Below are 26,777 nucleotides of genomic sequence, written 5' to 3' on the forward strand. Positions count from 1 at the left end.
AAGCAATGAACAACCTCCAAACCGAAGTAGAAGAATTTCGCAGCTATGTGGCACGCTGGGTCGACGAACGTCTGATTCCGCAGGCCGAAGCCATCGATCACGCGGGTACTTTCCCCACCGAGCTTTTCAAGGAGCTGGGTGAGCTCGGCTACTTCGGAGCCATGTATCCGGAGAGTGCAGGTGGCAGCGGCCTCCAGCACCCGTATTCGTGCTTCACGGTGCTGTGCGAGGAGCTTGCGCGTGGATCTATGGGCTTCGCCGCCGGTGTTTGCATGCAGGGTTCGACCGCTACCCACACCATCTTCCAGTGGGGCGGTCCGACACTCCACGAGAAATATCTTGCGCCGGCGCTGACCGGCGAGAAGATCGGCGCGTTCGCGATCACCGAGCCGAATTCCGGGTCCGACGCGGCGTCGTTGCGCACCAAGGCGGTCAAGGTCGATGGCGGCTGGCTGATCAACGGCACCAAGATCTTCACGACCAACGGTACGGTGGCGGACTTCATCACGGTCGTCGCCACCACGAATCCCGGCAAGGGAGCCAAGGCGCTGGAGCTGTTCCTGGTGGACACCACTTCGCCGGGATTTTCCGTGGGACGCAAGCTCGACAAGTTCTCGGTACGCAGTTCGGATACCGCCGAACTCGTTTTCGAAGACGTCTTCGTCGCGGACGACCACAGGCTGGGGGAGGGCGAGGGTGGCGGCTTCCTGAATGCCTACAAGTCATTGACCGTCGATCGCATCTTCACGGCAGCGCTGGCGTTGGGTACCGGACGTGCGGCCTATGACGCCGCGCTGCGCTATGCGAAGGAGCGATCGCAGTTCGGCCAACCCATCGGCAAGTTCCAGGCGGTGCAGTTCAAGCTGGTCGACATGCTTGCGAAGCTGGAGCAGGCACGCCTCTATACGTACCACGCCGCCGCGCTCGCGGATGCCGATCGACCGATCACGACGGAGGCCGCGCTCGCGAAGATCGTTGCAGGCGACGGCTGCAACGAGGTCTGTCAGATGGCGCTCTCGATCTTCGGCGGCTACGGCTTGATGAACGAATACCCCGTGCAGCGCTTCCTCCGCGATTCGTACTTCCCGATGGTGGGCGGCGGTACGAGCGACATCATGAAGTTGGTGGTTGCAAGGCAACTCGGCTTCTGACTCATTTCAAACGACCCCAAGGAGACAAAGAGATGTTGAATTCGAAGTTCAGGCTCGCCTTCGCAGCAGCCATGGCCGCCTTCGCCATGACGTCGATCGCCCAGGTCAAGGTGGGAGTGATCACCGGCGCCACCGGCCCCGGCGCATCCCTGGGCATTCCCTACAAGAACACCTTCAGCGTGCTTCCCAAGACGCTGGGCGGACAGCCGGTCCAGTACGTGGTGATGGACGACGCTACCGATCCGACCAACGCAGTGCGGCTCGCCAGGAAGCTGATCGTGGAAGACAAGGTCGATCTGCTGATCGGCTCCAGCAGTGTGCCAGCGGCTACCGCCATCACTGACGTAGCGGCGGAACTCAAGACGCCACAGTTGGCGCTGTCTCCAGTGGGTGGCGCCGCCTCCAAGAACCCGTGGGTGTTCTCGATTCCCCAGCCTGTCAACGTGATGATGGGCGCGGTCGCTGAAAACATGAAGGCCTCAGGTATCAAGACCGTGGGCTATATCGGGTTTTCGGATTCCTGGGGCGACCTGGTCCTTGCCGGTCTCAAGGCCAATGCCGATGCGGCGGGCATCAAGATCATTGCCGAGGAGCGCTACGGTCGTCTGGACACCAGCGTTGCGGGGCAGGCACTGAAGATCCTTGCCGCCAATCCGGATGCCGTCGTGGTGGGTGGCTCTGGCACGCCAGGCGCACTGCCACAGATGACGCTGTTGGAGCGAGGCTACAAGGGCAAGGTTTATCACAACCACGGCGTCATCAACAAGGACTTCCTCCGAGTCGGCGGCAAGAGCCTCGAGGGCGCCATGGCCCCTACAGGCCCGGTGATGGTGGCGGAACAGCTGCCGGACACCAATGTGACCAAGAAGGTCTCGCTCGAGTTCACCAAGGCCTACGAAGGTGCCTTCGGTCCCGGCAGCCGCAACGCCTTCGCGGCCTATTCCTACGACGCCTATCTCTTGGCCGACCAGGCCGTCGCGGCAGCGTCGAAGAAGGCCAAGCCTGGCACGCCGGAATTCCGCCAGGCTGTCCGTGACGCTTTGGAGTCGACGAAGGAGCTCGTGGGCACGCACGGCGTCTACAACATGACGCCCACCGACCACGCCGGCGTGGACAACCGTGCGCGCGTGCTGGTGAAAGTGGAGGCCGGCGACTGGAAGCTCGTCAAGTGATTCGTCGCCCGCGGCGGGTCGATGCCGTGGGTCTCTTCAGTGGTTAGACAAGGAGACAAGCAATGACAAAGTTGATGCGCGCTGCGCGACTGCATGCGATCGGCGAACCCTTTCAGGTCGATCAGATTCCGGTGCCCGAGGTTCGCCCTACGGACGTACTCGTGGAGGTCAAGGCAGCGGGAGTTGTTCCCAACCTGCGCAATGTGGTGACCAACTACCCGACCTGGTTTCCGTTCCTTCCCCTGCCCAAGTTGCCGGCGATCTACGGCTTGGACTCGGCCGGCATCGTCTCCAAGGTGGGCAGCCAGGTGCGGTCGGGCATCAAGCCCGGAGACCGTGTCTACGTGAACCCGGGTCTGTCCTGCGGCAGCTGCACGGCCTGCCGTCGCGGAGACCTCATCAACTGCACGGCGTACACCTTCCAGGGGTACTTTGGCTTCGGCCCGGGATCGCAACAGGTTTACGAAGACTATCCGTATGGTGGATTCGGGCAGTACCTGACGGCGCCTGCTGCGAACCTCGTGAAGCTGCCGGACAGCATCTCGTTCGAACAGGCAGCCCGCTTCGGCTATCTGGGAACGTCCTACTCCGCGCTGCGCAAGGCCCAGTTCTCACCGGGCCAGACCGTGTTGGTCGATGGTGCGACCGGTACGTTGGGCCTCGGCGCCGTCATCCTGGCGCTTGCGATGGGCGCCGCGAAAGTGTTTGGTACCGGACGAAACAAGACTCTGCTCGAGAAGATCCGCAAGCTGGATCCATCCCGTGTCGTGCCGATCGCGCTTGGTGAGCGTCCGACCTCCGAGGTCATCATGGAAGCGACCGACGGCTACGGCGTGGATGCGGTGATCGAGACCCTTGGTCCGAATGCGCCGGTCAGCACGGTTCTGGACTCTTTCAACGCGCTTCGCCGCGGTGGCAAGGCCATCAACATCGGCGGCGTCGCAGATCCCATCCCGCTTGAACCCTTCCCCCTGATGTGCCTTCAGAAGTCGTACATCGGGTCGCTCTGGTTCACGACGGCCGAAGGAGAGGACATGGCGGCGATGGCAGCCGCTGGGACGCTGGACCTGGGCGTTTTCGAACACGAGCGGTTTCCGCTCGACAAAGTCAACGAGGCACTCGATGCGATCGACCAACGCGGCGGCGGGTTCACGAACGTCGTGATCATGCATTGAGCATCAGGGCTCTTGCCCCTGCACCCATGAATCTACATAAAGGAGACAAACATGAAAGTACGTCGGATCGTCACAGGCCACAGTGCCTCGGGAAAATCGATCTTCGTCGCTGACGGCCCTGCGCCGCATGCGAAAAAATTCGTGCATGTGCCGGGCTTCGAAACCACGTTTGCTTGGGAAACTTTTGCAGACTCCACGGTTCCGCAGCCTCCTGATCACGACCCTTCGCTCGCGGCCAAGTCCTGGATTCCTTCTGCCGGTGGAACCATCCTGCAGGTCGTCACCTTCCCGCCAGATAGCGTGATGGCAAGCCCGGATTTCAATCCCGCTGCGGCCGGAGGCGAGTACATGACCAACCTTCCTGGTCTCGCCGAGCGCTTCGAGATGGACAGCCCTGGCATGCATACGACCGACTCCATCGACTACAGCATGCTGCTCGAAGGCGAGATCCATCTCGAGTTGGACGACGGCGAGATAAAGAAGCTGTCGCCTCATGACCTGGTCGTTCAGCGCGGCACCCGTCACGCCTGGCGCAACCGGAGCGACAAGCCCGCCACCATGTTGTTCGTGCTTGTCGCCGCGGCGCGGGTTCCTTGACGCAACTGCGATCGAACCTCTCATTTAACCGGCGCCCGCGCGAGCGGGGCCTGATCTGGACTCTCCATGTACTACGAACCCGGAACCATTCCCCATGGCCTGAAGCATGACCCATTCAAGTCATGCGTGGTGCCCCGTCCGATCGGCTGGATCTCGACGGTCGACGAGCACGGCAATCACAACCTCGCTCCCTACAGTCAGTTCCAGAACGTGACTTTCAATCCGCCCATCGTGATGTTCGCGTCCAATCAGGATAGCAAGGGTGTGCGCAAGGACACGGTTCGCAACGCCGAGCAGTCCGGTGAGTTCGTCTGGAACATGGCCACTTGGGATCTTCGCGAGGCGGTGAACATCAGCGCGCAGGAACTGCCTCCGGAGGTCGACGAGTTCGAGCTTGCGGGCCTCGAGAAGGCGCCTTCGCGACTCGTCAAGGCGATGCGTGTGAAGCGGTCGCCGATCCAGTTCGAGTGCAAGTACCTCAACACGCTTCGCTTTCCGGGCAACGGTCCGATGGGCAGTGCCGACGTGGTGTTCGGCAAGGTCGTGGCGATCCACATCGCCGACGAAGTGCTCGATGCCGAGGGATTGGTCGACATCGTCAAGGTCAGGCCGATCGCGCGCATGGGCTACTTTGAATACACCTCGGTGGATTCGAAGTTCAGCATGGTCATTCCAGGGGATCAGCGTGCCCTGTTGGGCGGGCTGGAGGGTTCGCCCGACAAGGTGGATTTGGAACTCACGCGCAACGCCTAGGCTTCGACATGAAAAAAACAATGATGACAACGATCGCTTCTCGCGCGGTCGCGGCGCTGATTCCCCTCTTGGCGCTCGCGGCGCCGTTCTCGACGAGCGCCCAGACTTTTCCTGACCGCTCGATCAAGCTGAGCGTGGGATTTCCTCCGGGTACCGGGCCTGACCTGCTTGCAAGAGTCGTCGGCCAGAAGGTCGGAGAACTCGTGAAGCAACCGTTGATCATCGACAACAGGCCGGGGGCGGGCGGACAGATTGCGTCGCAGGTCGTGGCCAAGTCTCCGGCCGATGGCTACAACCTGCTGCTGGCAGAAGCGGGTTCGGTCAGCATCGCACCCGCCGCGTTCACCAAGCTTGCTTATGACCCGGCACGCGAGCTGGTTGCGGTCGCCGAACTCGCATGGGCCGACTTCGTGCTTGTCGTTCCGCCGAGCTCTCCATACAAGACGCTCGCAGAACTGGTCGCCGACAACAAGGGGAAGGCGAACCCGTTGAACTTCGCAACCTTCGGTGCCGGTAGCCCGGGGCATTTTGGCGCTGTCGAGTTCGGTCTGCAGGCCGGCGTCAAGGTCGAGCCGATCCACTTTCGCAACACGGGCGATGCGGTGACCGCCATCATCGCGGGTGACGTCAGCGGCGCATGGGTGTCGACTGCCGTTGCCAGCGCCCAGATCAAAGGAGGGAAGATGAGGGCATTGGCGATCACGGCCAAGTCGCGCTCGCCATTGCTGCCGGATGTGCCGACCACGGGCGAGGCCGGCATGCCTAAGCTCAACTTCTCCTCATGGCTTGGCGTGCTCGCGCCTGCGGGCACACCGGTCGCGATCCTCGATCTTCTCAACCGCAATTTCCTGCTCGCAGTTCAGTCGCCCGAGGTCAAGCAAAAGCTTATCGAGGCCGGCTTCACCGTCACTGGCGCAGGCCGCGATGAGACGGACCGCATGCTCAAGGAACAGGCGGTCCGGTGGGGTGGGATCGTGAAGGCTTCGGGGTTCCGGGGCGATTGAGGATCGTGGACTTCGCCATCAGAAAGAAGCTCCCATGGATCTGACTGTCGCCGCCTTCCTGTTTCAGGACGGCCTCCTTACCGGCGCCATCTACGCCCTTCTGGCGGTCGGCATCGTCCTGGTGTTCACGGTGACTCGCGTCATCTTCGTGCCCCAGGGCGAGTTCGTCGCCTTCAGCGTACTGACCATGGCAGCGTTCCAAGCCGGAAAGACGCCGGGCACGCTATGGCTACTCGTTGCGCTCGCTCTCCTGGCGTTGGTGATGGAACTCGGAGTCGCCGCAAGGGATGGAGACCGTGGCCGCATCGTTCGCGCGGTTCTCGTCTATGGCGTCGCCCCGCTGATCCTTGCGATGGTCATCGTCTGGCTGGCTCCACGCGAGCTTCCCCTGATGATTCAGGCGGCCATGACACTGGCCCTGGTGGTCCCGCTCGGGCCTGTGCTGTACCGAGTGGCGTACCAGCCTGTCGCGCAGGGCTCGGTCCTCGTTCTGCTGATCATTTCCGTGGCGGTCCACCTCGCATTGACCGGGCTCGGCCTCGTCATGTTCGGTGCCGAGGGATCTCGCATTCCTGCGTTCAGCGACGAGCGCTGGCAGGTCGGTCCTCTCCAGATCACGGGCCAGTCATTGCTGGTCATCGCGGCCAGCGTCGTCGCCATCGGCGCGCTGTTCTGGTTTTTCAATCGCACCTTCAAGGGCAAGGCATTGAAGGCCACGGCCGTCAATCGCGCCGGTGCTCAACTTATGGGAATCAGTTCGACCGGTGCCGGTGCGCTTGCGTTTACGTTGACGGCAGCGATCGGCGCGCTCTCCGGACTGCTGATCGGGCCGATCACAACGATCTTCTATGACACCGGCTTCCTCATCGGCTTGAAAGGGTTTGTCGCGGCCATCATCGGTGGCCTGGTGAGCTATCCGCTGGCCGCTGCCGGCGCCATCCTGGTGGGGTTGCTCGAGTCCTATTCCTCGTTCTGGGCAAGCTCCTACAAGGAGGTCATCGTCTTCACATTGATCCTCCCTGTGCTTTTGTGGCGCTCGCTCAAATCCACCCACATCGAAGAGGACGACGAATGAACGCCCCCCGTATCTTTCTCGCCGCGTTTCTTGTTCTCGTGGCTGTCGGACCCATGGTGCTGCCCGAATCCTTCGTCACGATCCTGAACTACGCGGGCCTCTATAGCCTGGTCGCCGTAGGCCTGGCGCTCCTTACTGGCATCGGTGGCATGACGTCGTTCGGCCAGGCGGCCTTCGTGGGCGTCGGGGCCTATGCGGCGGCATACTTCGCCACCGTTGCGGGCCTGTCGCCCTGGGTGACGCTGTTTATCGGCATGGCGTTGTCGGCGCTTGCCGCGCTCGTGCTCGGCGCGCTGACGTTGCGGCTGGCGGGCCACTACCTTCCGCTGAGTACGATCGCCTGGGGCTTGAGCCTGTATTTTCTCGCGGGGAACCTGGGCTTCCTCGGTGGGCACACGGGCATCAGCAACATTCCCCTCGTGAGCTTGTTCGGCATGGTTTTCGACAATGGCCGCAGCTTCTCCTACCTGATCTGGTTCTTCGTCCTGGGTGCCATCCTGCTGCTTCGCAACCTGCTGTCGTCACGCGAGGGCAGGGCGATCCGGTGCCTGAAGGGTGGCCGCGTGATGGCGGAATCGATGGGCGTGAACATCCCTCGAACCAAGATCGTGGTGTTCGTGGTCTCCGCGTTGCTTGCCGCGGTCTCGGGTTGGCTCTACGCGCACCTGCAGCGTTTCGTGAATCCGACACCGTTCGGCCTCAACTACGGCATCGAGTACCTGTTCATGGCGGTCATCGGCGGCGCCGGATACATCTGGGGTGCGATCCTGGGGGCTGGCCTGATCACGCTGCTCAAGGAGTGGCTCACGACCGCGTTGCCGCAGCTGCTCGGACAGACCGGCAACTATGAGGTGATCGTGCTTTCGGTGCTGACCATCGCGCTGCTGCATCGTGCGCCGGAAGGTTTGTTCCCGCTGTTGCAAGCGCGGTTCGGCAGATCGCGCGATGGCGACCTTCAACCTCCGACCTTTGACTTCAGCTCGGCTACCGCGCTCCCGCGCCGTACCCTGCCAGCGCTCGGGACCACGATGCTCGAGGTGTCTGAAGCCACCAAGCGTTTCGGCGGCCTGGTGGCGGTCGGCGGTGTCAGCCTGAGCGTCAAGGCCGGCGAGATCCTGGCATTGCTCGGCCCCAACGGCGCCGGCAAGAGCACCATGTTCAACCTGATCTCCGGCGTGCTGCCGGTCACTTCCGGTGAGGTGCAGTTCCTGGGGAGCCGCGTCAACGACCTGGGGCCGCACGAGATCGCCAAACTGGGCATGAGCCGTACCTTCCAGCACGTGAAGCTCATCGCACACCTGAGCGCATTGGAGAACGTGGCCATTGGCGCCCATCTGCGCGGCTCAGGGGGTGTTGTGCGCGCCTCGCTCCACCTCGAAAGAGCCGAAGAGAAAAGCCTGCTTAAAGAGGCATCGCGACAACTCGATCGGGTCGGCCTCGGGGCCTTCAAGAACACGCCTGCCGGCAGTCTTTCGTTGGGCGACCAACGGATGCTGGAGATTGCACGAGCACTCGCCGCAGACCCCTGTCTGCTGTTGCTCGACGAACCGGCCGCGGGCCTGCGGCTGAAGGAGAAGGAGTCGCTTGCGGACTTGCTCCGAAAGCTACGTGACGAAGGCATGGGCATTCTTCTGGTCGAGCATGACATGGACTTCGTGATGGGTCTGGTCGACCGGATCGTCGTGATGGAATTCGGCCAGAAGATCGCGGAAGGCCTCCCTTCGGAGATCCAGCAGAACGCTGCCGTGCTCGAGGCCTATCTGGGAAGCGCCGAATGAATGCCGGTTTGAGCAAGGCCGCTGGCGCGGGTCCGATCCTGGACGTCAAGAACCTGTCCGTGGCCTACGGCAAGGTCGAGGCATTGCACGGTGCCAGTCTGGCAGTCGCCTCAGGGCAGATGGTGACCGTGATCGGCCCCAACGGTGCGGGCAAGACCACCATGCTGGCGGCGATCATGGGGCAGTTGGCGTCCAAGGGCGAAATCTCGTTCCTGGGCAGGCCGCAGACGCGGACCAAGGTCGAGGCGCGCGTCATGGAAGGCATGACGCTGGTCCCCGAGACACGCGAGCTGTTTTCCACGATGACGGTGGAGGACAACCTACTGATGGGCGCCTACGCACGTCACGCCCTCGGTGACCGCGATCATGAGAAGACCATGGAAGAGGTCTTCCACCGCTTCCCCCGCATGAAAGAGCGACGGGACCAGCTGGCAGGAACGCTTTCGGGCGGTGAGCGCGCGATGCTCGTTCTGGGGCGCGCGCTGATGGCAAAGCCGAAGGTGTTGCTGCTTGATGAGCCGAGCCTTGGCCTCGCGCCTCTGATCGTGAAGGAGATCTTCCGGATCATCGCGGACCTGAAGCAGTCGGGCGTGGCGATCCTGCTGGTCGAGCAGAACGCTCGTGCCGCACTGCAGATCAGCGACTATGGCTACGTGCTCGAGACCGGCAAGGTCGTTCTTGAAGGTCCGAGCGTCGATCTCCAGCACGACCAGCGCGTGACGGAAACCTATCTCGGTGGCGCGGCGCTGAAGCGGTAGTTGGCCTCGTCGCGATGCCTGCCTGGCGCATCTTTCATCTCTTCAGCGCGGACGAAGGCGCATGGCGCTGCACGCCAGGTGCAATTGCGCTTGCCGGCATCACCATGGCATGGGCGCTGCTTTGTGATCGACTTCCTCTGGACTCAGAGGCATGACAGGAGTTTGAGCATGGATTTTGAACTGCGGGACAGGCAGGTCTTCGTGACTGCGGGAGCGTCGGGGATCGGGCGCGCCATCGCGATCGCCTTTGCTCAGGCGGGCGCGCGTGTTCATGTGTGCGACATCGACGCACCGGCATTGAGATCGCTCGCGAAGGAGTTCCCTGCCATCTCGACCGATGTGTGCGATGTCTCGGATCGGTCCGCTGTCGAACGCACGGTCGCGTCCATGCATTCGCAGTTGGGAGGGCTCGACGTCCTGGTCAACAACGCCGGCATCGGTGGTGAGACAGCCCCGCTCGAACGCTCCGACCCGGAGGTCTGGAGCAAAGTGCTCGAGGTCAACTTGAAGGGGACCTTTCACGTCACCCAACTCTGCATCCCACATCTTCGCGCCAGCAAGTCGGGCGTCATTCTCAACATGTCTGCATTGGCGGGGCGCCTGGGGTATCCGAACCGGAGCGCGTACTCGACGACGAAATGGGGTTTGGCGGGCTTGACCAAGACGCTCGCGATCGAGCTGGGCGATTCCGGCATCCGTGTCAACGCGATCCTGCCGGGCGCAGTCAATGGAGACCGCTTCCAGAACGTCCTCAAGGGCCGAGCGAGCCAGTCGGGCCGGTCCATCGCGCAGGAGACCGCCCTCGCGATGCAAAACATGTCCATCAAGAAGCTGGTGGAGCCGGAACAGGTGGCTGCACTCGCGATGTTTCTCGCGTCGGATGTGGCGTCGACGATCTCGGGTCAGTTGTTCCCGATCGATGGCGACACGCAGTCGATTGCCTGAGCTGACCGCTGTCGCACTTTACTTACCCAATTTCTTGCGACAGTTTTCTTTGAGCGTGCTGTTGCGCGGGGACGCGGAAAAAAACTTGCACCACCTGAAAGTAGTTCATGTGCTCCTACGAAGATCGGATTCGAGCCGCTGAGCTTCTACATCAGACTCGGCAAGCGAGTCGCCGAGACCATTCACCAGTTGGGTTACCCAACAGAAGACGCTCTCAAAAGCTGACATCGGGCGTATGAGCAGGGCTCGGGCCTCCGGTGCGGATATGCGCGCACAAAGCTAAATATTCACGGGCGCAGCAGATGCTGGCCATCGAGCAACCCCTCGCGCACGGGCGCTGCATTGCGAGAACCATCAAGACGCTCGGGTATCCGCCGAGTGACCGTCTGAGCGCCGGATTCAGGCCGTGCCTCTTCAGCTGTGCTCGCCAGGCGTGGCCGACCTAACGCGTCACTACGCCCGCCCGAGCTGAAGCAGGCTGCAGTCATCGCCCTGTGTACCCGACAGCATAAACAAGTCCAAGTTTTTAGCCGTATCCCCACTGGCTCAGTTTCCGGTCGGAGCCAACAAGCCATCATCAAGCTCCGAGGGCGGGCAGGCCGGCTTGGCGCAGCCTGTCGTCCAGCTGGGGCGACACGAGGATGCCTTCCTCGATCTCCTTGATGCACTGGGCCTCGGCGTCGACCTTCTTCTGCGCCGCCGCCAACACGGCCTCGACCTCGCCGCGCGGGACCACCACCACGCCATCGACGTCGCTTACCACTAGGTCGCCCGGGTTCACCGCCACGCCGCCCACCGAGACGGGGATGTGCAAGCGCGGCAAGCCCTTGGCGGTCCGCAGGGGGGAGCCAGCCGCGAAGACCGGGAAGTCGCCCAGAGCCAGCTCGGCGTGTCGCGCGAGGCCGCATCCACGACGAAGCCGCCCAGCTTCGCGGCGGCACCCTGCGTGACCATCAGGTCGCCGAACAGCGCGCATGTGTTGTCGGCCTTGCTATCGACGACGATCACGTCGCCGGGCTTGGCCACGGCCACGGCCACGGCCACGGCGGCGTGGAACATCTGCGCTCAGCAGAGACGATCTCGATCTCTGCACTGCTAAGCGGAATCGTGGCGTCCTATAAAGGAAAGGGGCAAGTTATCCAGTCAAGCCATGCGTCCGAGCAAGACTCGAGCCGAAATGAACCCGATAGAGCTTCGTGCGCGACAAGACTCGAGGACTGGCAACATGTCCGCCATAGACAAGTGGTGCGTCTCTCTCGCCCAAGCAGTTTGGGGCCGAAGTCATTACATTGGGCTTAGCTCATCGGTCCACGTGCACCCGCACTTAGCATCGAACGAGCGCTTGATAAGCAGCATCGTGCGACGTTTGTTCAACTCCGGAGAATCTGCAATGAAACATGAAGCCGTCGGGCAAAGCTCTAACACCCCGGGTGACCGCGCTCGTGCCTTGTTCAAGGTCTTGGATGACAAAAAGCTCATCCCTGAAGGATTTATCGGAAATTTCACGAAGCTCATGGAGGAAGTTTGGGATCCCTCCAATGGCGCTCGCGTCGTTGCCCGCGCTTGGGTCGATCCGGCCTTCCGCGAACTGCTTTTGAAGGACGGTACCAAAGCCTGTGAACAGTTCGGGTACACCGGGCCGCAGGGCGAGTACATCGTGGCACTCCCGAACACCCCGACGCTGCAAAACGTGATCGTCTGCAGCCTGTGCTCGTGCACGAACTGGCCGGTGCTGGGCCTGCCGCCCGAGTGGTACAAGAGTTTCGAATACCGCGCCCGCCTTGTCCGGGAGGGCCGCACCGTACTTCGCGAGCTCGGAGAAGATCTTCCTGATGACGTTGCAGTCAAGGTGTGGGACACGACTGCCGAGACGCGCTACATGGTCCTTCCGGTGCGTCCGGAAGGTACGGAGGACATGTCCGAAGAAGAGCTGGCAACACTGGTCACCAAGGATGTGCTAATCGGGGTCGCGCGTCCGCACGTTTCCTGAGCTCACTTTCACGAACATTCAAGAGGTAAACCATGGACGGAATTCACGATCTCGGCGGCGTTCAGGGATTCGGCAAAGTGCCGCATACCAAAAACAGCCTGACCTACAAGCCGATTTTCCATGAGGATTGGGAGCATCTGGCGTACAGCCTTCTTTTTCTCGCCGCCGATCACATGAAGCAGTTCAGCGTCGACGAACTGCGCCACGCGATTGAACGTATGGGCGCACGCCATTATTTCGGTGCCTCCTACTACGACCGGATCGTCATTGGTACGGCCACCTTGCTGGTCGAGCAGGGCGTGATAAGCAAGGAAGAACTTGACGCCTGTCTCGGCGAAGATTTTCAGTTGGCTCGGGGCTATAGCTCCCCCGGTCGGCCGGCGCCCCCGGAGCGCCCGCCGTTCGAGATCGGTGACCGTGTCAAGGTTCGCGAGGAATTTGTTGCGGGACACATCCGCATGCCCGCCTACGTACGGGGCAAAGAGGGGAAGATCTTGCACCGTACATCGGTCAAGTGGCCATTCCCTGACACCATCGGGCACGGCGACAAATCTGCGCAGATGCAATCGACTTACCACGTTGAATTCGACGTCAAAGACCTTTGGGGCAGTGCAGCTGACGACGGAACGGTCGTCGTCGATTTGTTCGAGGGCTACTTGGACAGGGTGGCTGTGGCCGTGAAGGACGGGGACATCCCCTCCAAGCAGGCTGCAAAGCCGGCCAAGGAAACTGCGCTGGCCTGAGCTTCGAGATGTCCTCCGAGTACTCTCCTGGCACAGGTAGGTTGCCCGTAACGGTGCTGTCAGGCTTTCTTGGGTCTGGAAAGACAACGGTCCTTAACCATGTCCTTCGCAATAGAGAGGGAATGAAGGTTGCGGTGATCGTCAATGACATGAGCGAGGTCAACATTGACGCAGAGGATGTCGCTCGAAACGCGGCCCTTCTAAAGGGTACGGATCAGCTTGTGGAGATGAGCAACGGGTGCATTTGCTGCACCCTGCGTTCTGACCTCTTGGATCATGTGGGCGAGCTCGCGCGCGCCAACGCGTTTGATTACTTGCTGATCGAGTCCACCGGCGTTTCCGAGCCGATGCCGGTCGCTGAAACCTTCGCTTTCCTCGACAAGGAAGGTTTCAGTCTCAGTGAGTTGGCTCGCTTGGATACGTTGGTGACCGTAGTCAACGGAGAGACTTTTACAACGCTGCTGGAATCGTCGTCGTACATCGAAAATACTGCCAGTGACGGGCCGAAACGTCCACTCTCAGAGCTTCTGACCGAGCAAGTCGAATTTGCCAATGTCATCCTGGTGAGTCACGTCGATGTCATTGGTGAAGGCAGGTACCAGGAGTTGCGTACGATCCTCGGGGCCTTGAATCCTGCTGCGAAGATTCTCCCTATCGAAAACGGCAGGGTTGATCTCCCAGAAGTACTGAACACCGGCAGGTTTGACTTGCCCAGTCTCATAAATTCTCCTGGATGGATGCGCCGGCTTGAAGACGTGGAAGTTCCACACTCCGAATCCGAAGCGTTTGGGATTTCGTCATGGGTGTACCGCGAGCGCAGCCCGTTTCATCCCGGCCGTCTGCTGAAGTTGCTGGACCAACCTTGGAAGAACGGGCGGCTGCTGCGCACCAAGGGCTACTTCTGGACGGCCAACAATTTTCACGACATTTCCATGCTGGTTCAAAGCAGCGGAGAGTTCCGTTGGGGTTTCATGGGCAAATGGTGGCGGTTTATTCCCAAAGAGCAGTGGCCCGCAGACGACTATCGTCTCGAGGGTATTACGTCAAAGTGGGATGAGCACGTCGGCGATTGTCGGCAGGAAATCGTGTTCATCGGACAGAACGTCGATTGGGAACTGTTGGCGAGCGAACTCGATGGATGCCTTTTGACCGATCGTGAAATTGAAATGGGTCCGTCTGAGTGGGCAAAGCTTCTGGGAAGCGCTGAATTGATGGATCGGGCAACGTCGAAATTGCCGGGGCATCAGCGTTGATCCTCCGCCATCGAGCGCTCCAAGACCGCACATAAAAAAGCACTCCCCGCGTCGAGGTTGGCCGCAGAGCGGCCACCTCAGAGATTTGCGATAGCTCGCCCTAATCAACTTTAAGTAGAAAACTGGATTCTTTATGAATGAAGATTTGCACTACCTCGATTTACTTACCGTGGGTCGTTTGATTCAATCTCGCGAGTTGTCGTCCGTCGAGGTGACCCAGCACATGCTGCAGAGAATCGAGAAGCTCGACGGTAAATTGCATAGTTACTTCACTGTCATTCCCGAGTTCGCTCTTGCAGCCGCGAATACTGCGGATGCTCAAATTGCAAGCGGTGAGACCCTTGGCCCCCTTCATGGCGTTCCCATCGCGGTCAAAGACCTGGTGGAGACGGCTGGCGTAACCACCACCCATGGCATGCCGATCAAAAAAAGCTTCGTGCCTTCAAAGGACGCAACGGTAATCACCAAGCTTCGCGGCGCTGGCGCTGTGATACTCGGCAAACTGGCGCAGACGGAAGGTGCCTTTGCAGACCATCATCCGGACGTCGTGCCGCCAGTGAATCCGTGGAGTAGCGAGCTTTGGTCGGGCGCATCGTCAAGCGGGTCGGGCGTCGCGACCGCAGCGGGTCTTTGTTTCGGTTCTCTCGGTACCGACACCGGTGGCTCGATTCGATTTCCTTCTGCAATGAATGGCATCACGGGACTCAAGCCGACCTGGGGTCGCGTCAGCCGTTACGGGGTGCATGAACTCGCTGCATCGCTGGATCACGTTGGACCCATGACACGCTCGGCGGCCGACGCTGCAGCGATGTTGTTTGCGATTGCCGGGGCCGATCCTCTGGACCCCACTGCGAGCCAAGAACCAGTCGCGGACTATTTGAACTTAATGACTCGGGGATTGAAAGGTCTTCGCATCGGCATCGATGAATCCTGGACTTCGGCGCGAGTGGACGAGTCCGCTCGGCGCGTGCTCGAGCACGTACAAAGCGTCGTTCAGGGGCTTGGTGGACAGGTTCGTCCAGTCAACTTCCCGGACGCGGAGCAGGCGCTTCAGGACTGGGTTCCGCTCTGCGCAGTCGAAACCGCTGTTTATCACGAAGGAGATTTTCCAGCGCGTCGTGACGAGTACGGTCCGGCTCTTGCCGGTCTGATTGACCAGGGCCGAAAGCTCACAGCTTTGGAGTACCAAAAGCTATGGCTGGCACGTGCAGATTTTCGTGGGCGCGTGACCGCTTTATTCCAGTCCGTTGACTTGTTGCTGGTTCCTGCTTTTTCGATCTCAGGCCCTACAAAAGAGTTGATGGCCAGATTTGGAACCGACGCCGAATTGTTTTCAGGCATGCTTCGGTACACAGCTCCATTCGACATGTCCGGACATCCGACAATCACTTTGCCCGGCGGGCGCACCAGTGAAAACGCTCCGATTGCGTTCCAGTTTGTGGCCCCGCATTTCGGTGAATCATCGCTCTTTCGCGCCGGATGGGCGTTCCAGCAAGCAACCGATTGGCATTCGAAGCATCCTCGGTTTTGATTTTGCGCCCTTTAGCCGGCAACTCGAATTTACGTCGAAGGAGACACGCATATGAACCCTAACAGTGTGAAGCGGCTCGGGCTCGTGGTGAAAAGGGGCGACATGTCCCAAGCCCAATTTTCCAATCATTGGCTGCATGTTCATGCAGAGCTCTGCAAGAGGCTGCCCAACCTCTTGCGCTATTCCGTCAATCTGGTTGATCGGGAGCGCTTTCCCGAGTTCGGCTATGACGGATTCTCAGAGCTATGGTTTGAGTCCGAGGAGGCCATGCTTGCATCCTTGGGAAGCGCCGCCGGAACGACTCTCCTCGCGGATCTCCCCAATTTCACTGAGCGCATCTACCCGATCATCAGTCACGAATTCCACCAGATCTGGGCATAGAGGTACCCTTCGAAACGGGGCAGGGGTGCGATGTTGACGTCAGCTTGTTCGATGTCGCGCTACACCAGCTTGGCTATGCAGGCACTTGGTATCTGAACACTGGTGATGCACCGACGCGTCTGCCGCGCGGCGCACATCTCTCTGTCCCCCCAGTACAGACCTTTCGGACTGCCGATGGTTGGGTTTACGTGATGTGCATGACGGACAAGTTTTGGAACGCGTTGTTGGGCGTGCTCGGTGAACCGAATATTACCGAGGAACCGCACTTCGCGAATCAGGCTCTTCGCGCGCGATATCGAGACGAACTTACCCAGGCACTTGACCGTGTTTTTAGTGAAAGTCCTACCTCGCATTGGCTTGAAGCCTTGAGTGGTGTTCTTCCGATTTCCCCGGTTTTGACCGTACCACAGGCACTAGAAAACCAATTTGTTCAAGAAGTCGATATGGTGCGAACAGTCCCCCACCCACTAGCTCCAGATATGAGACTTCTAGGAAATCCCTTGAAGTTTGATGGCAACCGACCCACGCAGCGCGTTTGCGGACCGCTGGAGTGAAAAGCGTCGTATTCACCATTGGTGGCATTGCATTAGTCAACTTGCTAGGTAACTTGGCGGGATTCGTCAGCCCCTACATGGTCGGATTCATCAAGGACGTAACTCCAGAGCACGGGCAGGGGCATGTATGCGCTTAGCGCGTGCATGCTGATCAGTGCTCTCTTGGTCATCGTCGCCATCCCCGCTCGCTTGGTCAATCGCTGACCAACCCTTTTCCACATCAACAGATACACACCATGAAAATTGGCATGATCGGCATCGGCCTTATGGGGCACGGTATTGCCACCAACCTTCAAAAGCACGGACACGCGCTGACTTTGCTGGAGCATCCCGGAAACCAGCCGCTAGATGCGCTCATTTCGGGGGGCGCGGCGACACGCAAAACGCCGCGAGAAGTAGCTTCGGACGCCGACATGGTGATTTTGTGCGTCACAGGGACGCCACAGGTCGAAGCGGTATTGCTCGAGTCAGACGGCGTGCTTTCCGGGCTGAAGGCCAAGGCTGTGGTGATCGACTGCTCCACGGCCGTCCCTAGTTCCACCGAACGGCTCGCCGAAGCCGTCCATGCTGCAGGAGGGCGTTTCTTGGATGCCCCCATGACCCGTACGCCAAAGGAGGCTGCGGAAGGGCGGTTGAACCTGTTGGTGGGAGGCTCCCTCGAGCTATTCGCAGAATGCCTGCCTGCGTTGCGCTGCTTTGCTGAAAACGTGGTTCATTCGGGCCCTGTGGGCGCCGGGCACCGCATGAAACTGCTGCACAACTACGTGTCGCTCGGTACCGTTGCGCTCATGGCAGAAGCCGGCGCCTGCGCGCTGCGCGCCGGGATCGAACCCAGCGTGTTCGTCGAGATTCTGACGAAGGGCGGTGGGCACGGCGCCGCGCTCGACCGGCTCAGGCCCTTCATGCTCGCGAACGACAGCTCCGCCCTGCGCTTCGCCATGAGCAATGCGCAGAAGGACCTCGGCTACTACACCAAGATGGCCGGCGAAACGGGCGCGGTGCAAGACATCGCGAACGCCGTTCTCGAGACGTTCGGAAGCGCGGTGGCCCAGGGAGGGGCGGACACGTTTGTCCCAGAGCTGGTCACGCTGCTCAAGACGCGCGAAACCACATCTGCCAAAGACCACCACTAACAGGAGCACATCGACATGACACAAGAGACCTTCAAGGGCGAAGCCGCAACCTCAATCAACCCGGCAACCGGCGAAATGGTTGAGCGGTATCCGTGTCAAAGCGACGCCGAGGTCGAGAACGCGCTCCAGCGTTCGCGTCGGGGATTCGAGTTGTGGTCCAAGACGCCTGCGGCAGAGCGCGTCGCGGTGATGCGGCGCATCTCGGCCATTCTGCGCAGGGATATCCACCAGATCGCGAAGATGGCCACGATGGAAATGGGCAAGCCCGTTCAGCAAGCGCGAGGCGAAGTCGAGAAATGCGCAGTGATGTGCGACTGGTACGCGGAGCACGGTGAGTCGCTCGTGGCCGACCAGCCGTCGTCCATTGGACCCGATGCCTATGTGGCTTATCGCCCAATGGGCACCGTCCTGGCAGTCATGCCCTGGAACTTTCCGTTCTGGCAGGTCCTGCGGGGTGCCGTGCCAGTGCTGGTCGGCGGCAATGGCTATCTGCTCAAGCACGCGCCGAACGTCATGGGGTGCGCTTATCTGGTCAAGAGCGTGTTGCAGGAGGCCGGCCTACCTGAGGGCGTGTTTGAGGTCGTCAACGTCACCAACGACCAAGTTTCTCGCATCATCGCGGACCCCCGGATTTCCGCCGTCACGGTGACCGGGAGCGTGCGTGCCGGCTCGGCCATTGCGGCCCAGGCCGGCGCAGCCCTCAAGAAAACCGTGCTGGAGCTGGGCGGGTCAGATCCGTTCATCGTGCTGGCCGACGCGGACATTGAAGGCGCGGTCCAGGCAGCGCTGGTAGGCCGCTTCCAGAACACCGGCCAGATCTGCATCGCCGCCAAGCGCATCATCCTGGAGCAGCCCATCGCGGAGGAATTCACCGCACGCTTCGTGGAAGGGGTGAAGACCATGAAGCTGGGCGATCCGATGCAGGAAGACACCTACCTCGGTCCGATCGCGCGCGCCGACCTGCGCGACGAGTTGCACGCGCAAGTGCAAGCCAGCGTGCAGGCAGGCGCACGTCTGCTGCTCGGTGGGGAGCGGCCCGAGGGTAGCGGTTTCTATTACCCGGCTACGGTTCTTGCCGACGTCCGGCCAGGCATGGCGGTGTTCGACCGCGAAACCTTTGGTCCGGTGGCCTCGTTGACAGTGGCTGCCGACGTGCGAGAAGCGGTAGCGTTGGCCAACAACAGCGACTACGGCCTGAGTGGGGTGGTATGGACGGAGAACCGCGAACTGGCCCGACAACTGGCAGGAGAAGTCGAAACCGGTGGCTTCTTCGTCAACAGCTTCTCCGCTTCGGACCCGCGTGTGCCGATCGGCGGGGTCAAGAAGAGCGGCTACGGCCGCGAATTGTCGAGCTACGGCGTTCATGAATTTATGAATGTCCAGACCGTGTGGTTCGACCGTAAATAAGGACCGAGGAGATGACGGTCATGAAGAAAACTCTCAACATCGTTGGTTGCGGCAAGGTCGGGCAGACTCTCGGCCGTCGGCTGCAGGCACGTTGGCTTGAAACTGCTGTCGGTCGCCAAGGCCGTGGTCGGCGATCTTCCCGCGTCGAGGCGGTCGCGAAGATGACGGGCATGGTCAACGCCGAGTCCGATTTTCTGGCGCATGCCCAGATGATCAAACGGCTGCTCGGACCTGTGGATTGAAGTGCTCGGCGAGGCGGGTTGCCATGCCCGCTCCGCAGTCGGCATGAGATCGCTTCCCTTAGGCGTGATTGTTGAGCCCGAAGCCATTTTCGCGATCAAGTTGTGGGGCGGCAGCGGATCACTTGCATTGACAACCACAGCAACGGAGACATTCCATGCTTGATTTTCTTAACGACCTTCTGTGGGGCAAGGAGTCTGAGGACCTCGAACGTCTGCAGCGGGGCGCTCAAGCGTTCGGCTCGCGTCAGCGTCTGAGTGCTCCAAATAAGGCTGCCATGCGATGCGAGCACGACCTGCCACCACTGAATCCGAATTGGCAATGAACCCTGATCGCGCATTACCCTCATTCATAGAGGGCTACGGGACGGTGCGTCCGTACCGCTCAAGTGAGCCACTCAACGTCGCCAAGCCTGCCAGCGTCAGGATGTACGCTGTCCAAACGGGGCATTCCAAGTGTCTGGCCTCGATCGACGCGGCACTGCAAGCGTGCGAAGTTGGCGACGGCGCCACGCTGTCCTTTCATCACCATCTACGCAACGGCGACCACGTGTTGAACATGGTCATGGAAGTCTGCGCGGCACGTGGACTGAAAGGTCTGACCGTCGCGGCCAGTTCGCTGTTCCCGATTCATGCACCGCTGGTGGCGCACATGCGCAGCGGCCTCGTGGCGCGGATCGTGACCGCCTACATGTCGGGACCGGTCGCTGATGCGGTTTCAGACGGCGTATTGAGCAGGCCTGTGGTGATGCAAACGCACGGCGGGCGCGCTCGCTCCATCGAAACGGGGGAACTGCACATCGACGTTGCGTTCATCGGCGCGCCTTCAGCAGATGACTACGGCAACATCAATGGCGCCCACGGACCTTCGGCCTGTGGTCCCCTGGGCTACGCCATGGTCGACGCGCGCTACGCGGACCGGGTGGTGGCCGTGACCGACCATCTGGTGCCGTATCCTGCATGCCCGATCGACATCTCGCAGGACCTGGTCGATTTTGTCGTCCGGGTCGATTCAATCGGCGACCCAAAGGGCATTCTGTCCGGCACTACGCGCCCCACGTCTGATCCGGTCGGCCTGGAGATCGCGCACGCTGCGGCCCGCGTGATCGCCGCGTCCGGTTTGCTCGTAGATGGGTTCTCGTTTCAGACTGGCGCCGGCGGCATCTCCCTGGCGGTGGCTATGCAGCTGCGAGCGCTGATGCAGGCTTCCGGCGTCAAGGGTAGTTTTGCCGCCGGAGGGATCACCGGCCACCTCTGCGCGATGCTGGATGAAGGCTTGTTCCGCACTCTGTTCGACGTGCAGTGCTTTGACCTGGCATCGGTCGAGTCCTACCGGCGCGATCCCAGGCACCAGGCGATGTCGGCGTCCCTATACGCCAGCCCATGCAACCGCGGGGCCGTGGTGGATCGGCTCGACGCGATGATTCTGGGGGCCGCCGAGGTCGATGTTGACTTCAACGTCAACGTGATCACCGGGTCGACGGGCCGGATCCTCGGTGGCTCAGGCGGGCACGCCGATACGGCGGCAGGCTCCAAGCTGGCTATCGTTACCACACGCCTTGCATCCGCAGCGGGCCCGAAGATCGTACAGCGGGTGAACTGCGTCACAACGCCAGGCGAGTCCATCGACGTGGTCGTTACTGAGGCAGGCATCGCCGTAAATCCCCGTCGAAATCAACTGGCCAGGGATCTGGTAGCAGCGGGGCTGCCGGTGAAGTCCATTGATGAACTTTGCGTGCTTGCAGCTGCGCACCACGGGCCTCGCACGCCGCGCAAAGAAGGTGTGTCTCGTGTCGTAGGTGTCGTCGAGTACCGAGATGGAAGTGTCATCGATGTCATCCGCTTAGCCCCACGGTGTTAGCGCCAGTGCAATCGTGATCAGGTTGCCCGTTCTGACGACCGCGTCAGTGCGAGATCGTTTGCGCGGGACGGATCTGATCTTCCAGACCGTTCAGCACACTATGCGGTGTGCACCCGAACTCCGCGCGAAACGCGCGGCTGAAGTGTGAGAGGTCCGTGAAGCCGCAATCGAAGGCCGTGGATGTCACGCTTCGCGCCTGGCCGCCGCTCAGTGCGCGATGGCTTGCCTGCAGGCGTACTGACCGGACCAGTTTCATGGGCGTCTGGTTGTGCATCGCGAACGCGCGGGTGATGGTGCGCTCCGACACATGATGTGCCTGCGCGAGCGACTGCAGGGAAAGCTCTGCCGAAGCGTAGCGCTCCCTGATATAGGCGCAGACCTTGGTGAACAGGTCTCTTTCGTGCACTGCCTGCCGCTGGTCGGACTGCGGCCCCATACTCAACGCGACGACGTCCAGCAGCGCGCTCAGATATCGATCGGCAACGGCTGCGTCGGGGAAGGCGGTCGTCGCAGCCTCCACGATCATGGACTGCAGGGCCATGAGACCCGGGCGCTTCGAATCGATGACCGTTGCCGTCATGCTCTCGGCGCGCGGTAGGCGACTGAGCAGCTGTTCGCGGCGCAGCCGCAGGGCATACATCTTCCTGGGTGCGGTGAAGAAGTCGAAGGGCCGTGCCGAGTCGTAGAGGATCATGTCGCCGCTCCGGAACGACGCCTCGCGCCCTCCCTGACTGACCTTCGCCGTCCCATCGATCAGGTATCCCAGCCAGATGTCGTCGTCCGGCGCGACACGGATATGCGATGACTCCCGTCGCCAGTGGAAGCCCGGCGAGGAGAGCACACCCACATGCGTGCTGCCGAACTCATGGATGTCGAGCGTTCCGTCGAACGGGGCGTCCTCCAACTTCCAGCTTGCGCCGGGAATGAGGTGCTTGCACACGACCTCCTTCCAGAATTCGAAGCGACGGTTGGCTTCCACGGTCTGCGTGGAGTACTGTACGTTCATGGAGCGCTGCCTCCTAAGGTCGTCTGGGGTCAAAATGGCAACAGTCGATTCAATCTGACGTCATGCGGCAGTCGAACTGGTGGCGGCGTACACGCAATAAGCATGCCTCTCCATGCCGCACGCCGCGAGGGTACGGTAGACAGGCTATGGACGACTACAGGTTTGAGTGAGAGGGTCTTCCCGAGGAGCCCAGATGGCAGCCGTTTGGCGCCCATCGCACTGCCCAACTCGCCGTGGGACCGCCCCCCGTGCACGGTACGGAGCAAGAGGAGAACGCCGTGGCCGGCAAGGAGTGCGCGCTTCGTCGTTCTGGTTGCCGCAGTGAACCTGATCGGCCGCTGACGTGACCTGCGGACGCCGGCGCAACGCAAGCCCGATCTGCTACGGTGTCCAGGAACACGTCACCCCATCGCTATGTCGCGGGGCGACGAACTGCAGGTGGCGAATGAACCCCTCGGGCTCCTCACCGTCCCGGAGGGACGCAGGTCGGATGACCCATCAGGGCGATCGGCACCGTGTCTCCAAGCGTGTCGTAAGTCATTCCCGCGTTGGAGCCGAGCCCAGTCAGCGCCGACGCATCCTGGCCAACAGTCCCGCTGCGAGCAACCTCGATAGGGGCGAAGAGCATCAAGGCGAGCGGATGTCGCTTCCCGCGTCGGGAGGCGCATCCAGGAATAGAGCCTGTCGAGCGCCCACGAACTCATGATCGTGCATGCCAGCCTCGACTGTCGGGCAGCCGCAGCGGGTCCGTGTCGCTGGCAGCACGGCCGATGCGGGCCTTGGCGACACCCCTGCGCGTACTTTAAGCCGCCGTGCGCGCTCGCTTCGCCATCAGCCTGGATACCAGCAGGATGAAAGTGATGATGATGCCCTGGATGATCTCCTGGATTCCTGTCGGCAGCCTGAATACCTGCATGACGGTCACCAGCAGCACGAGCATGACTGAGCCAAGCATGGTGCCCAGAAAGGTCGTGCGTCCGCCCACGATCGCGGTCCCGCCTATCACCACGGCACCGATCGATTGAATGAGGTAGGCGCTGCCCATGTCCAGGAACGCCCCGCCCGAGCGCGCGGCCAGGACAGCGCCGACCAATGCCGCGAGACACCCGCTGATCATGAAGCATGCGATGGTCACGCAATGAACCCTGATGCCGGCAAGCTCTGCAGCGCGATGGTTTTGACCCGTGGCGATAATCGAATGTCCGAAGGCAGACCTGGTCAAGAGCCAGCTGGATCCGACCGTGACCACGAGCGCTAGCAGGACGACGACGGGAATCGCCGCGATCCAGCCATTCGAGACCTGTGCGAGCGGCCCGAAGTTCGCCATGCCGATGCCTGAATTGAGAAGCTGACACGCAGTTGCGAGGATGTAGCCCACGCCGAGCGTGACGATGATGGCCGGCAGACGGAGCCTGGAGACGACGAATCCGTTCGCCGCGCCCACCAGAAGACCTGCAGCCATCGTGGAAGCCAGTGCCGCGGCCAGATTGCCAGCGCTGCCGTCGGATATCCGGGTCGTGATGAATGCGCCCATCGTCACCATGCTGGCGACGGAAAGGTCGATGTTGGCGCGGCCTGTGGTGATGGTGAATGCCTGGCCGATCGACACCACTGTCAGAAAGGCTGCCGACACCAGGATCCCGACGAGGCTGGACAGCCGAACGTCTCCGGTCGCGTACGACAGGATCAACCAGAGCAGGACGATGCCGACTGCACATCCGGCCCATTCTTTGCCGTTCAACGCCTTCATCGCGCCACCTTCCGTTCGAGCACCTGGACGAGCAGCAGCCCCAGGAGCAGCCCGCCCTGTATCGCCGCCGTATAGCTCGTGCTCACGCCGAGACTCCCCAGCAACGTTCCCACGAGCGATAGCGTGATCGCGCCCGCCGCAACGGAAAAGGGGCGCATCACTCCGCCGTGGAGCGGGCAGCCACCGATCACAACCGTCGCGACGCTCAGGAGCGTCAACGACGAACCCGAATTGACGTCGGCGGCGTTGTTCAGCGCTGTCATGGACAGTCCGCCTACGGTGATGAAGGCGGCGGCGATCCCGTAGCGGACGGCCTGGTTACCGATCGCGGACCAGCCGCTTTTAACGAGCGCACCGGGATTGCGGCCAAAGCCAAGGAGGGCTACACCCAGGCGGGACCGGGAGACGCCCCAGGCGAGGATCGCCGGGAGCAGGATCAGAACGAGCGGTGTCGACAGGAAGGGGAGGTCGAAGTCGAACATCTTCACGAGCCACTCGGGACTCGTCCCGCCGGGCGTGGGAAGCAGGGTGTGGCCGACTCCCAGCCAGACGAACGAAGCCCCAAGCGTGACGACCAGGGAGGGGAGTGCGTTGACGACGATCGCTGCGCCGAGTCCGATGTAGAGGCACACCAACGCGAGGATCGCGGCGATTCCGGCAAGAGGAAACGCTGGCATCAACGTCGCGGCGATGACGCTGACGAGCGCGGCGAATGGACCTGCCCCGAGATCGATCTGTGCGCCGCTCACGATGAACATCTGGCCCAACGCGACGAAGACCAGATTGATGGCGGCGGTCAGCAACAGGCTAAGCCCGAATCCCGAAGCTGCGGCAGGGTTGAGCAGGACGATCGCGCCGTAGACCAGCGCGAGCACGAGGAACGGCAGGGCCCCGATGGCGACGGTACTCCATTCGCGGCGATCGTCGACGCGCTCGTCCGTGCCGTGATCCGCGACGTGCGAGAACGAGGCGTCGAGGATGGCCTGCTCGCCGATTTCGTCATGTCTAAGTTCCTTGACGATGCGCTGGTCGTGGAGCACCAAGACCCTGTCGCACTGATGAAACTCGGTGTCCTCGGAGCTGTACCACACCACGATGCGGCCATCGTCGGCCGATCGGTGGATGAGCTCGTAGATCTGACGCTTGGTCTGTACGTCGACCCCACGGGTCGGGTCATCGAGCAGCAGGATGTCGGCACCGATGAGCAGTGGCCGAACCATGAGCGCCTTCTGCTGATTGCCTCCGCTCATCTCGGTGATCTTGGCGTCGAATCGGTCGTCGGGCACGCCCAGATCGTTGAGGAATCGAGCTGCCGCCTCTCGCTCGGCGCGGGGGGAGATCGGTGTCAGCCACGGCGTTTTGGCTACAAGGCTGACCAGGGTGTTCTTCAACACTGACAGACCGGGCAGAATTCCCTCCTCAACCCTGTCCCCTGTGACGAACGACGCGGTCAGGCCCCGCTCGGCAATCAAAGGGCCCTGCACACGCGCTTGGCGCAGGATCTCACGCAGCATCTGCGACTGGCCGTTTCCCTCAAGACCGGCCAAGCCCACTACCTCGCCTTTTAGAATTTCAAGGGGATGTCCCAGGCCGTTCGAAGCGTCGGTCTCGGCCATTCGAAGTCCGCAGGTGCCGGCAGATTCCTGCACGCATTTGCGGATACTCCGATGCACGCCGGTCGTCGCGGTCGTCCCCATCTCTCGCAACAGATGCTCGATGCTGCTGTCCCTCGTGTCGCCCTGCGAGACGAGCGTACCGTTCTTGAGCACGACGAAGCGGTCAGTCAGATGGATGACCTCCTTCAGCTTGTGACTGATGAAGATGAACGAGACGCCGTCCCGTGCGCGGCGACGTACGAACGCACGCAGGGACTCGCTCTGACGAGCATCCAGGGACGAGGTCGGCTCGTCGAGAATCAAAAGCCGAAGGCGCGGATCGCACGCCGCGCGCGCGATCTCGATCATCTGTCGCTCGGCCAGCGGCAGTTGTTCGACCGGGCAGTTCAGATCGATGCGGGTATGCGGGAAGATCGACTGGAGGCTCTCGGTGGCCATTGCTCGCATCTGCGCGCGCCATCTGCGATCGGTGCCGGAGCTGTACTCGATCAGGAAATTTTCGACCGCCGACAGATTGGGAGACAGCGAATGCTCCTGGAAGACCGTCCGTATACCGCGGACCTGCGCGTCGCTTCGTGTGAAGTGTTCTGGCCGCGAGGCCTCTGGACCGAACACGAGTTCACCCTCATCCGGACGCACCAGGCCGGAGATCGACTGCACCAGCGTGCTTTTCCCCGCGCCGTTGGCACCAACGAGGCCGATGACCTCGCCGCAGTGAATATCAAAGGAAATGTTGCTGTTGGCCCGGGTCTCGCCGTAGATCTTTGTCAATCGTCGCAGTGAGAGGAAGATCTCGCGGGACTGCACGGCAGGACGCTCTCGCTCCTGCAGGTTGAGGGTGGTTTTCATGGGTGTTGTGCTTCACAAAAGCAAAGCGCCCTGAGAGGCGCCTGGTTGCCGCTGTG

24 protein-coding genes and 1 pseudogene are annotated in these 26,777 nt (G+C 61.4%); 21 read left to right on the plus strand and 4 right to left on the minus strand.

Going from position 1 to position 26,777, the window contains the following annotated elements; all coding sequences use genetic code 11:
* Positions 1-5: 5 nt before the first annotated feature.
* The 10 genes from QRN67_RS01130 (at position 6) to QRN67_RS01175 (ending at position 10,408) form a co-directional block, all read left to right on the plus strand.
* Entirely contained in the window at positions 6-1,151 is a 1,146-nt protein-coding gene (locus QRN67_RS01130; protein WP_285409930.1) for an acyl-CoA dehydrogenase family protein, read from the plus strand.
* A 32-nt stretch (positions 1,152-1,183) separates the two neighbouring features.
* Positions 1,184-2,323: an ABC transporter substrate-binding protein gene (locus QRN67_RS01135; RefSeq protein ID WP_285409931.1), complete on the plus strand. Its 1,140-nt coding sequence runs from the start codon at positions 1,184-1,186 to the stop codon at positions 2,321-2,323.
* A gap of 62 nt (positions 2,324-2,385) precedes the next feature.
* Entirely contained in the window at positions 2,386-3,498 is a 1,113-nt protein-coding gene (locus QRN67_RS01140) for an alcohol dehydrogenase catalytic domain-containing protein (RefSeq protein ID WP_285409932.1), read from the plus strand.
* A gap of 51 nt (positions 3,499-3,549) precedes the next feature.
* On the plus strand, positions 3,550-4,095 hold the full coding sequence (locus QRN67_RS01145; protein WP_285409933.1) for a cupin domain-containing protein: 546 nt from the start codon (positions 3,550-3,552) through the stop codon (positions 4,093-4,095).
* A 66-nt stretch (positions 4,096-4,161) separates the two neighbouring features.
* Positions 4,162-4,848, plus strand: a complete 687-nt coding sequence (locus QRN67_RS01150) for a flavin reductase family protein (RefSeq protein WP_285409934.1) — start codon at positions 4,162-4,164, stop codon at positions 4,846-4,848.
* Positions 4,849-4,856: 8 nt separating this feature from the next.
* Entirely contained in the window at positions 4,857-5,852 is a 996-nt protein-coding gene (locus tag QRN67_RS01155; RefSeq protein WP_285409935.1) for a Bug family tripartite tricarboxylate transporter substrate binding protein, read from the plus strand.
* Positions 5,853-5,886: 34 nt separating this feature from the next.
* A complete protein-coding gene (locus QRN67_RS01160) occupies positions 5,887-6,927 on the plus strand; it encodes a branched-chain amino acid ABC transporter permease (protein ID WP_285409936.1) in 1,041 nt (346 codons plus the stop codon).
* Positions 6,924-8,705, plus strand: a complete 1,782-nt coding sequence (locus tag QRN67_RS01165; protein ID WP_285409937.1) for a branched-chain amino acid ABC transporter ATP-binding protein/permease — start codon at positions 6,924-6,926, stop codon at positions 8,703-8,705. The genes QRN67_RS01160 and QRN67_RS01165 overlap by 4 nt, the downstream gene beginning before the upstream one ends.
* Complete coding sequence (locus tag QRN67_RS01170) at positions 8,702-9,463, plus strand: ABC transporter ATP-binding protein (RefSeq protein WP_285409938.1); 762 nt, start codon at positions 8,702-8,704, stop codon at positions 9,461-9,463. Before QRN67_RS01165 ends, QRN67_RS01170 begins: the two co-directional genes overlap by 4 nt.
* Before the next feature lie 168 nt (positions 9,464-9,631).
* A complete protein-coding gene (locus tag QRN67_RS01175; protein WP_285409939.1) occupies positions 9,632-10,408 on the plus strand; it encodes an SDR family oxidoreductase in 777 nt (258 codons plus the stop codon).
* Positions 10,409-10,985: 577 nt separating this feature from the next.
* On the opposite strand, the pseudogene QRN67_RS01185 reads toward QRN67_RS01175, so the two are convergent.
* A pseudogene (locus QRN67_RS01185) lies at positions 10,986-11,467 on the minus strand (RraA family protein).
* Between the two features lie 331 nt (positions 11,468-11,798).
* Here QRN67_RS01185 and nthA point away from each other — a divergent pair.
* The 11 genes from nthA to citF all read left to right on the plus strand — a co-directional run bounded on the left by nthA (position 11,799) and on the right by citF (position 21,500).
* Positions 11,799-12,398: a nitrile hydratase subunit alpha gene (gene nthA / locus QRN67_RS01190; protein ID WP_285409940.1), complete on the plus strand. Its 600-nt coding sequence runs from the start codon at positions 11,799-11,801 to the stop codon at positions 12,396-12,398.
* Between the two features lie 32 nt (positions 12,399-12,430).
* Entirely contained in the window at positions 12,431-13,141 is a 711-nt protein-coding gene (nthB, locus tag QRN67_RS01195) for a nitrile hydratase subunit beta (protein WP_285409941.1), read from the plus strand.
* A gap of 8 nt (positions 13,142-13,149) precedes the next feature.
* On the plus strand, positions 13,150-14,394 hold the full coding sequence (locus QRN67_RS01200; RefSeq protein WP_285409942.1) for a GTP-binding protein: 1,245 nt from the start codon (positions 13,150-13,152) through the stop codon (positions 14,392-14,394).
* 133 nt (positions 14,395-14,527) lie between these two features.
* A complete protein-coding gene (locus QRN67_RS01205; RefSeq protein ID WP_285409943.1) occupies positions 14,528-15,925 on the plus strand; it encodes an amidase in 1,398 nt (465 codons plus the stop codon).
* A gap of 51 nt (positions 15,926-15,976) precedes the next feature.
* On the plus strand, positions 15,977-16,306 hold the full coding sequence (locus QRN67_RS01210; RefSeq protein ID WP_285409944.1) for an EthD family reductase: 330 nt from the start codon (positions 15,977-15,979) through the stop codon (positions 16,304-16,306).
* Positions 16,303-16,860 (plus strand): CoA transferase, encoded by a 558-nt coding sequence (locus QRN67_RS01215; RefSeq protein ID WP_285410150.1) that lies wholly within the window; start codon positions 16,303-16,305, stop codon positions 16,858-16,860. The genes QRN67_RS01210 and QRN67_RS01215 overlap by 4 nt, the downstream gene beginning before the upstream one ends.
* Positions 16,861-17,060: 200 nt before the next feature.
* The gene (locus QRN67_RS01225) at positions 17,061-17,993 is read left to right on the plus strand and encodes an NAD(P)-dependent oxidoreductase (protein ID WP_285410151.1); all 933 of its coding nucleotides are present in this window, start codon (positions 17,061-17,063) and stop codon (positions 17,991-17,993) included.
* Between the two features lie 15 nt (positions 17,994-18,008).
* A complete protein-coding gene (locus QRN67_RS01230) occupies positions 18,009-19,400 on the plus strand; it encodes an NAD-dependent succinate-semialdehyde dehydrogenase (RefSeq protein ID WP_285409945.1) in 1,392 nt (463 codons plus the stop codon).
* 20 nt (positions 19,401-19,420) lie between these two features.
* Positions 19,421-19,642 (plus strand): hypothetical protein, encoded by a 222-nt coding sequence (locus QRN67_RS01235; protein ID WP_285409946.1) that lies wholly within the window; start codon positions 19,421-19,423, stop codon positions 19,640-19,642.
* Positions 19,643-19,797: 155 nt separating this feature from the next.
* Positions 19,798-19,965 (plus strand): hypothetical protein, encoded by a 168-nt coding sequence (locus QRN67_RS01240; protein WP_285409947.1) that lies wholly within the window; start codon positions 19,798-19,800, stop codon positions 19,963-19,965.
* Positions 19,962-21,500, plus strand: a complete 1,539-nt coding sequence (gene citF / locus QRN67_RS01245) for a citrate lyase subunit alpha (RefSeq protein WP_285409948.1) — start codon at positions 19,962-19,964, stop codon at positions 21,498-21,500. The genes QRN67_RS01240 and citF overlap by 4 nt, the downstream gene beginning before the upstream one ends.
* A gap of 43 nt (positions 21,501-21,543) precedes the next feature.
* On the opposite strand, the gene QRN67_RS01250 is transcribed toward citF, so the two are convergent.
* The 3 genes from QRN67_RS01250 to QRN67_RS01260 all read right to left on the minus strand — a co-directional run bounded on the left by QRN67_RS01250 (position 21,544) and on the right by QRN67_RS01260 (position 26,721).
* The gene (locus tag QRN67_RS01250; RefSeq protein WP_285409949.1) at positions 21,544-22,506 is read right to left on the minus strand and encodes a helix-turn-helix domain-containing protein; all 963 of its coding nucleotides are present in this window, start codon (positions 22,504-22,506) and stop codon (positions 21,544-21,546) included.
* 802 nt (positions 22,507-23,308) lie between these two features.
* Positions 23,309-24,256, minus strand: coding sequence for an ABC transporter permease (locus QRN67_RS01255; protein ID WP_285409950.1), 948 nt, complete (start codon positions 24,254-24,256; stop codon positions 23,309-23,311).
* Complete coding sequence (locus QRN67_RS01260) at positions 24,253-26,721, minus strand: ATP-binding cassette domain-containing protein (protein WP_285409951.1); 2,469 nt, start codon at positions 26,719-26,721, stop codon at positions 24,253-24,255. The genes QRN67_RS01255 and QRN67_RS01260 overlap by 4 nt, the downstream gene beginning before the upstream one ends.
* Positions 26,722-26,777 lie beyond the last annotated feature (56 nt).

It is taken from the genome of Variovorax sp. efr-133-TYG-130 (assembly GCF_030208835.1).
GTDB lineage: Bacteria > Pseudomonadota > Gammaproteobacteria > Burkholderiales > Burkholderiaceae_C > Variovorax.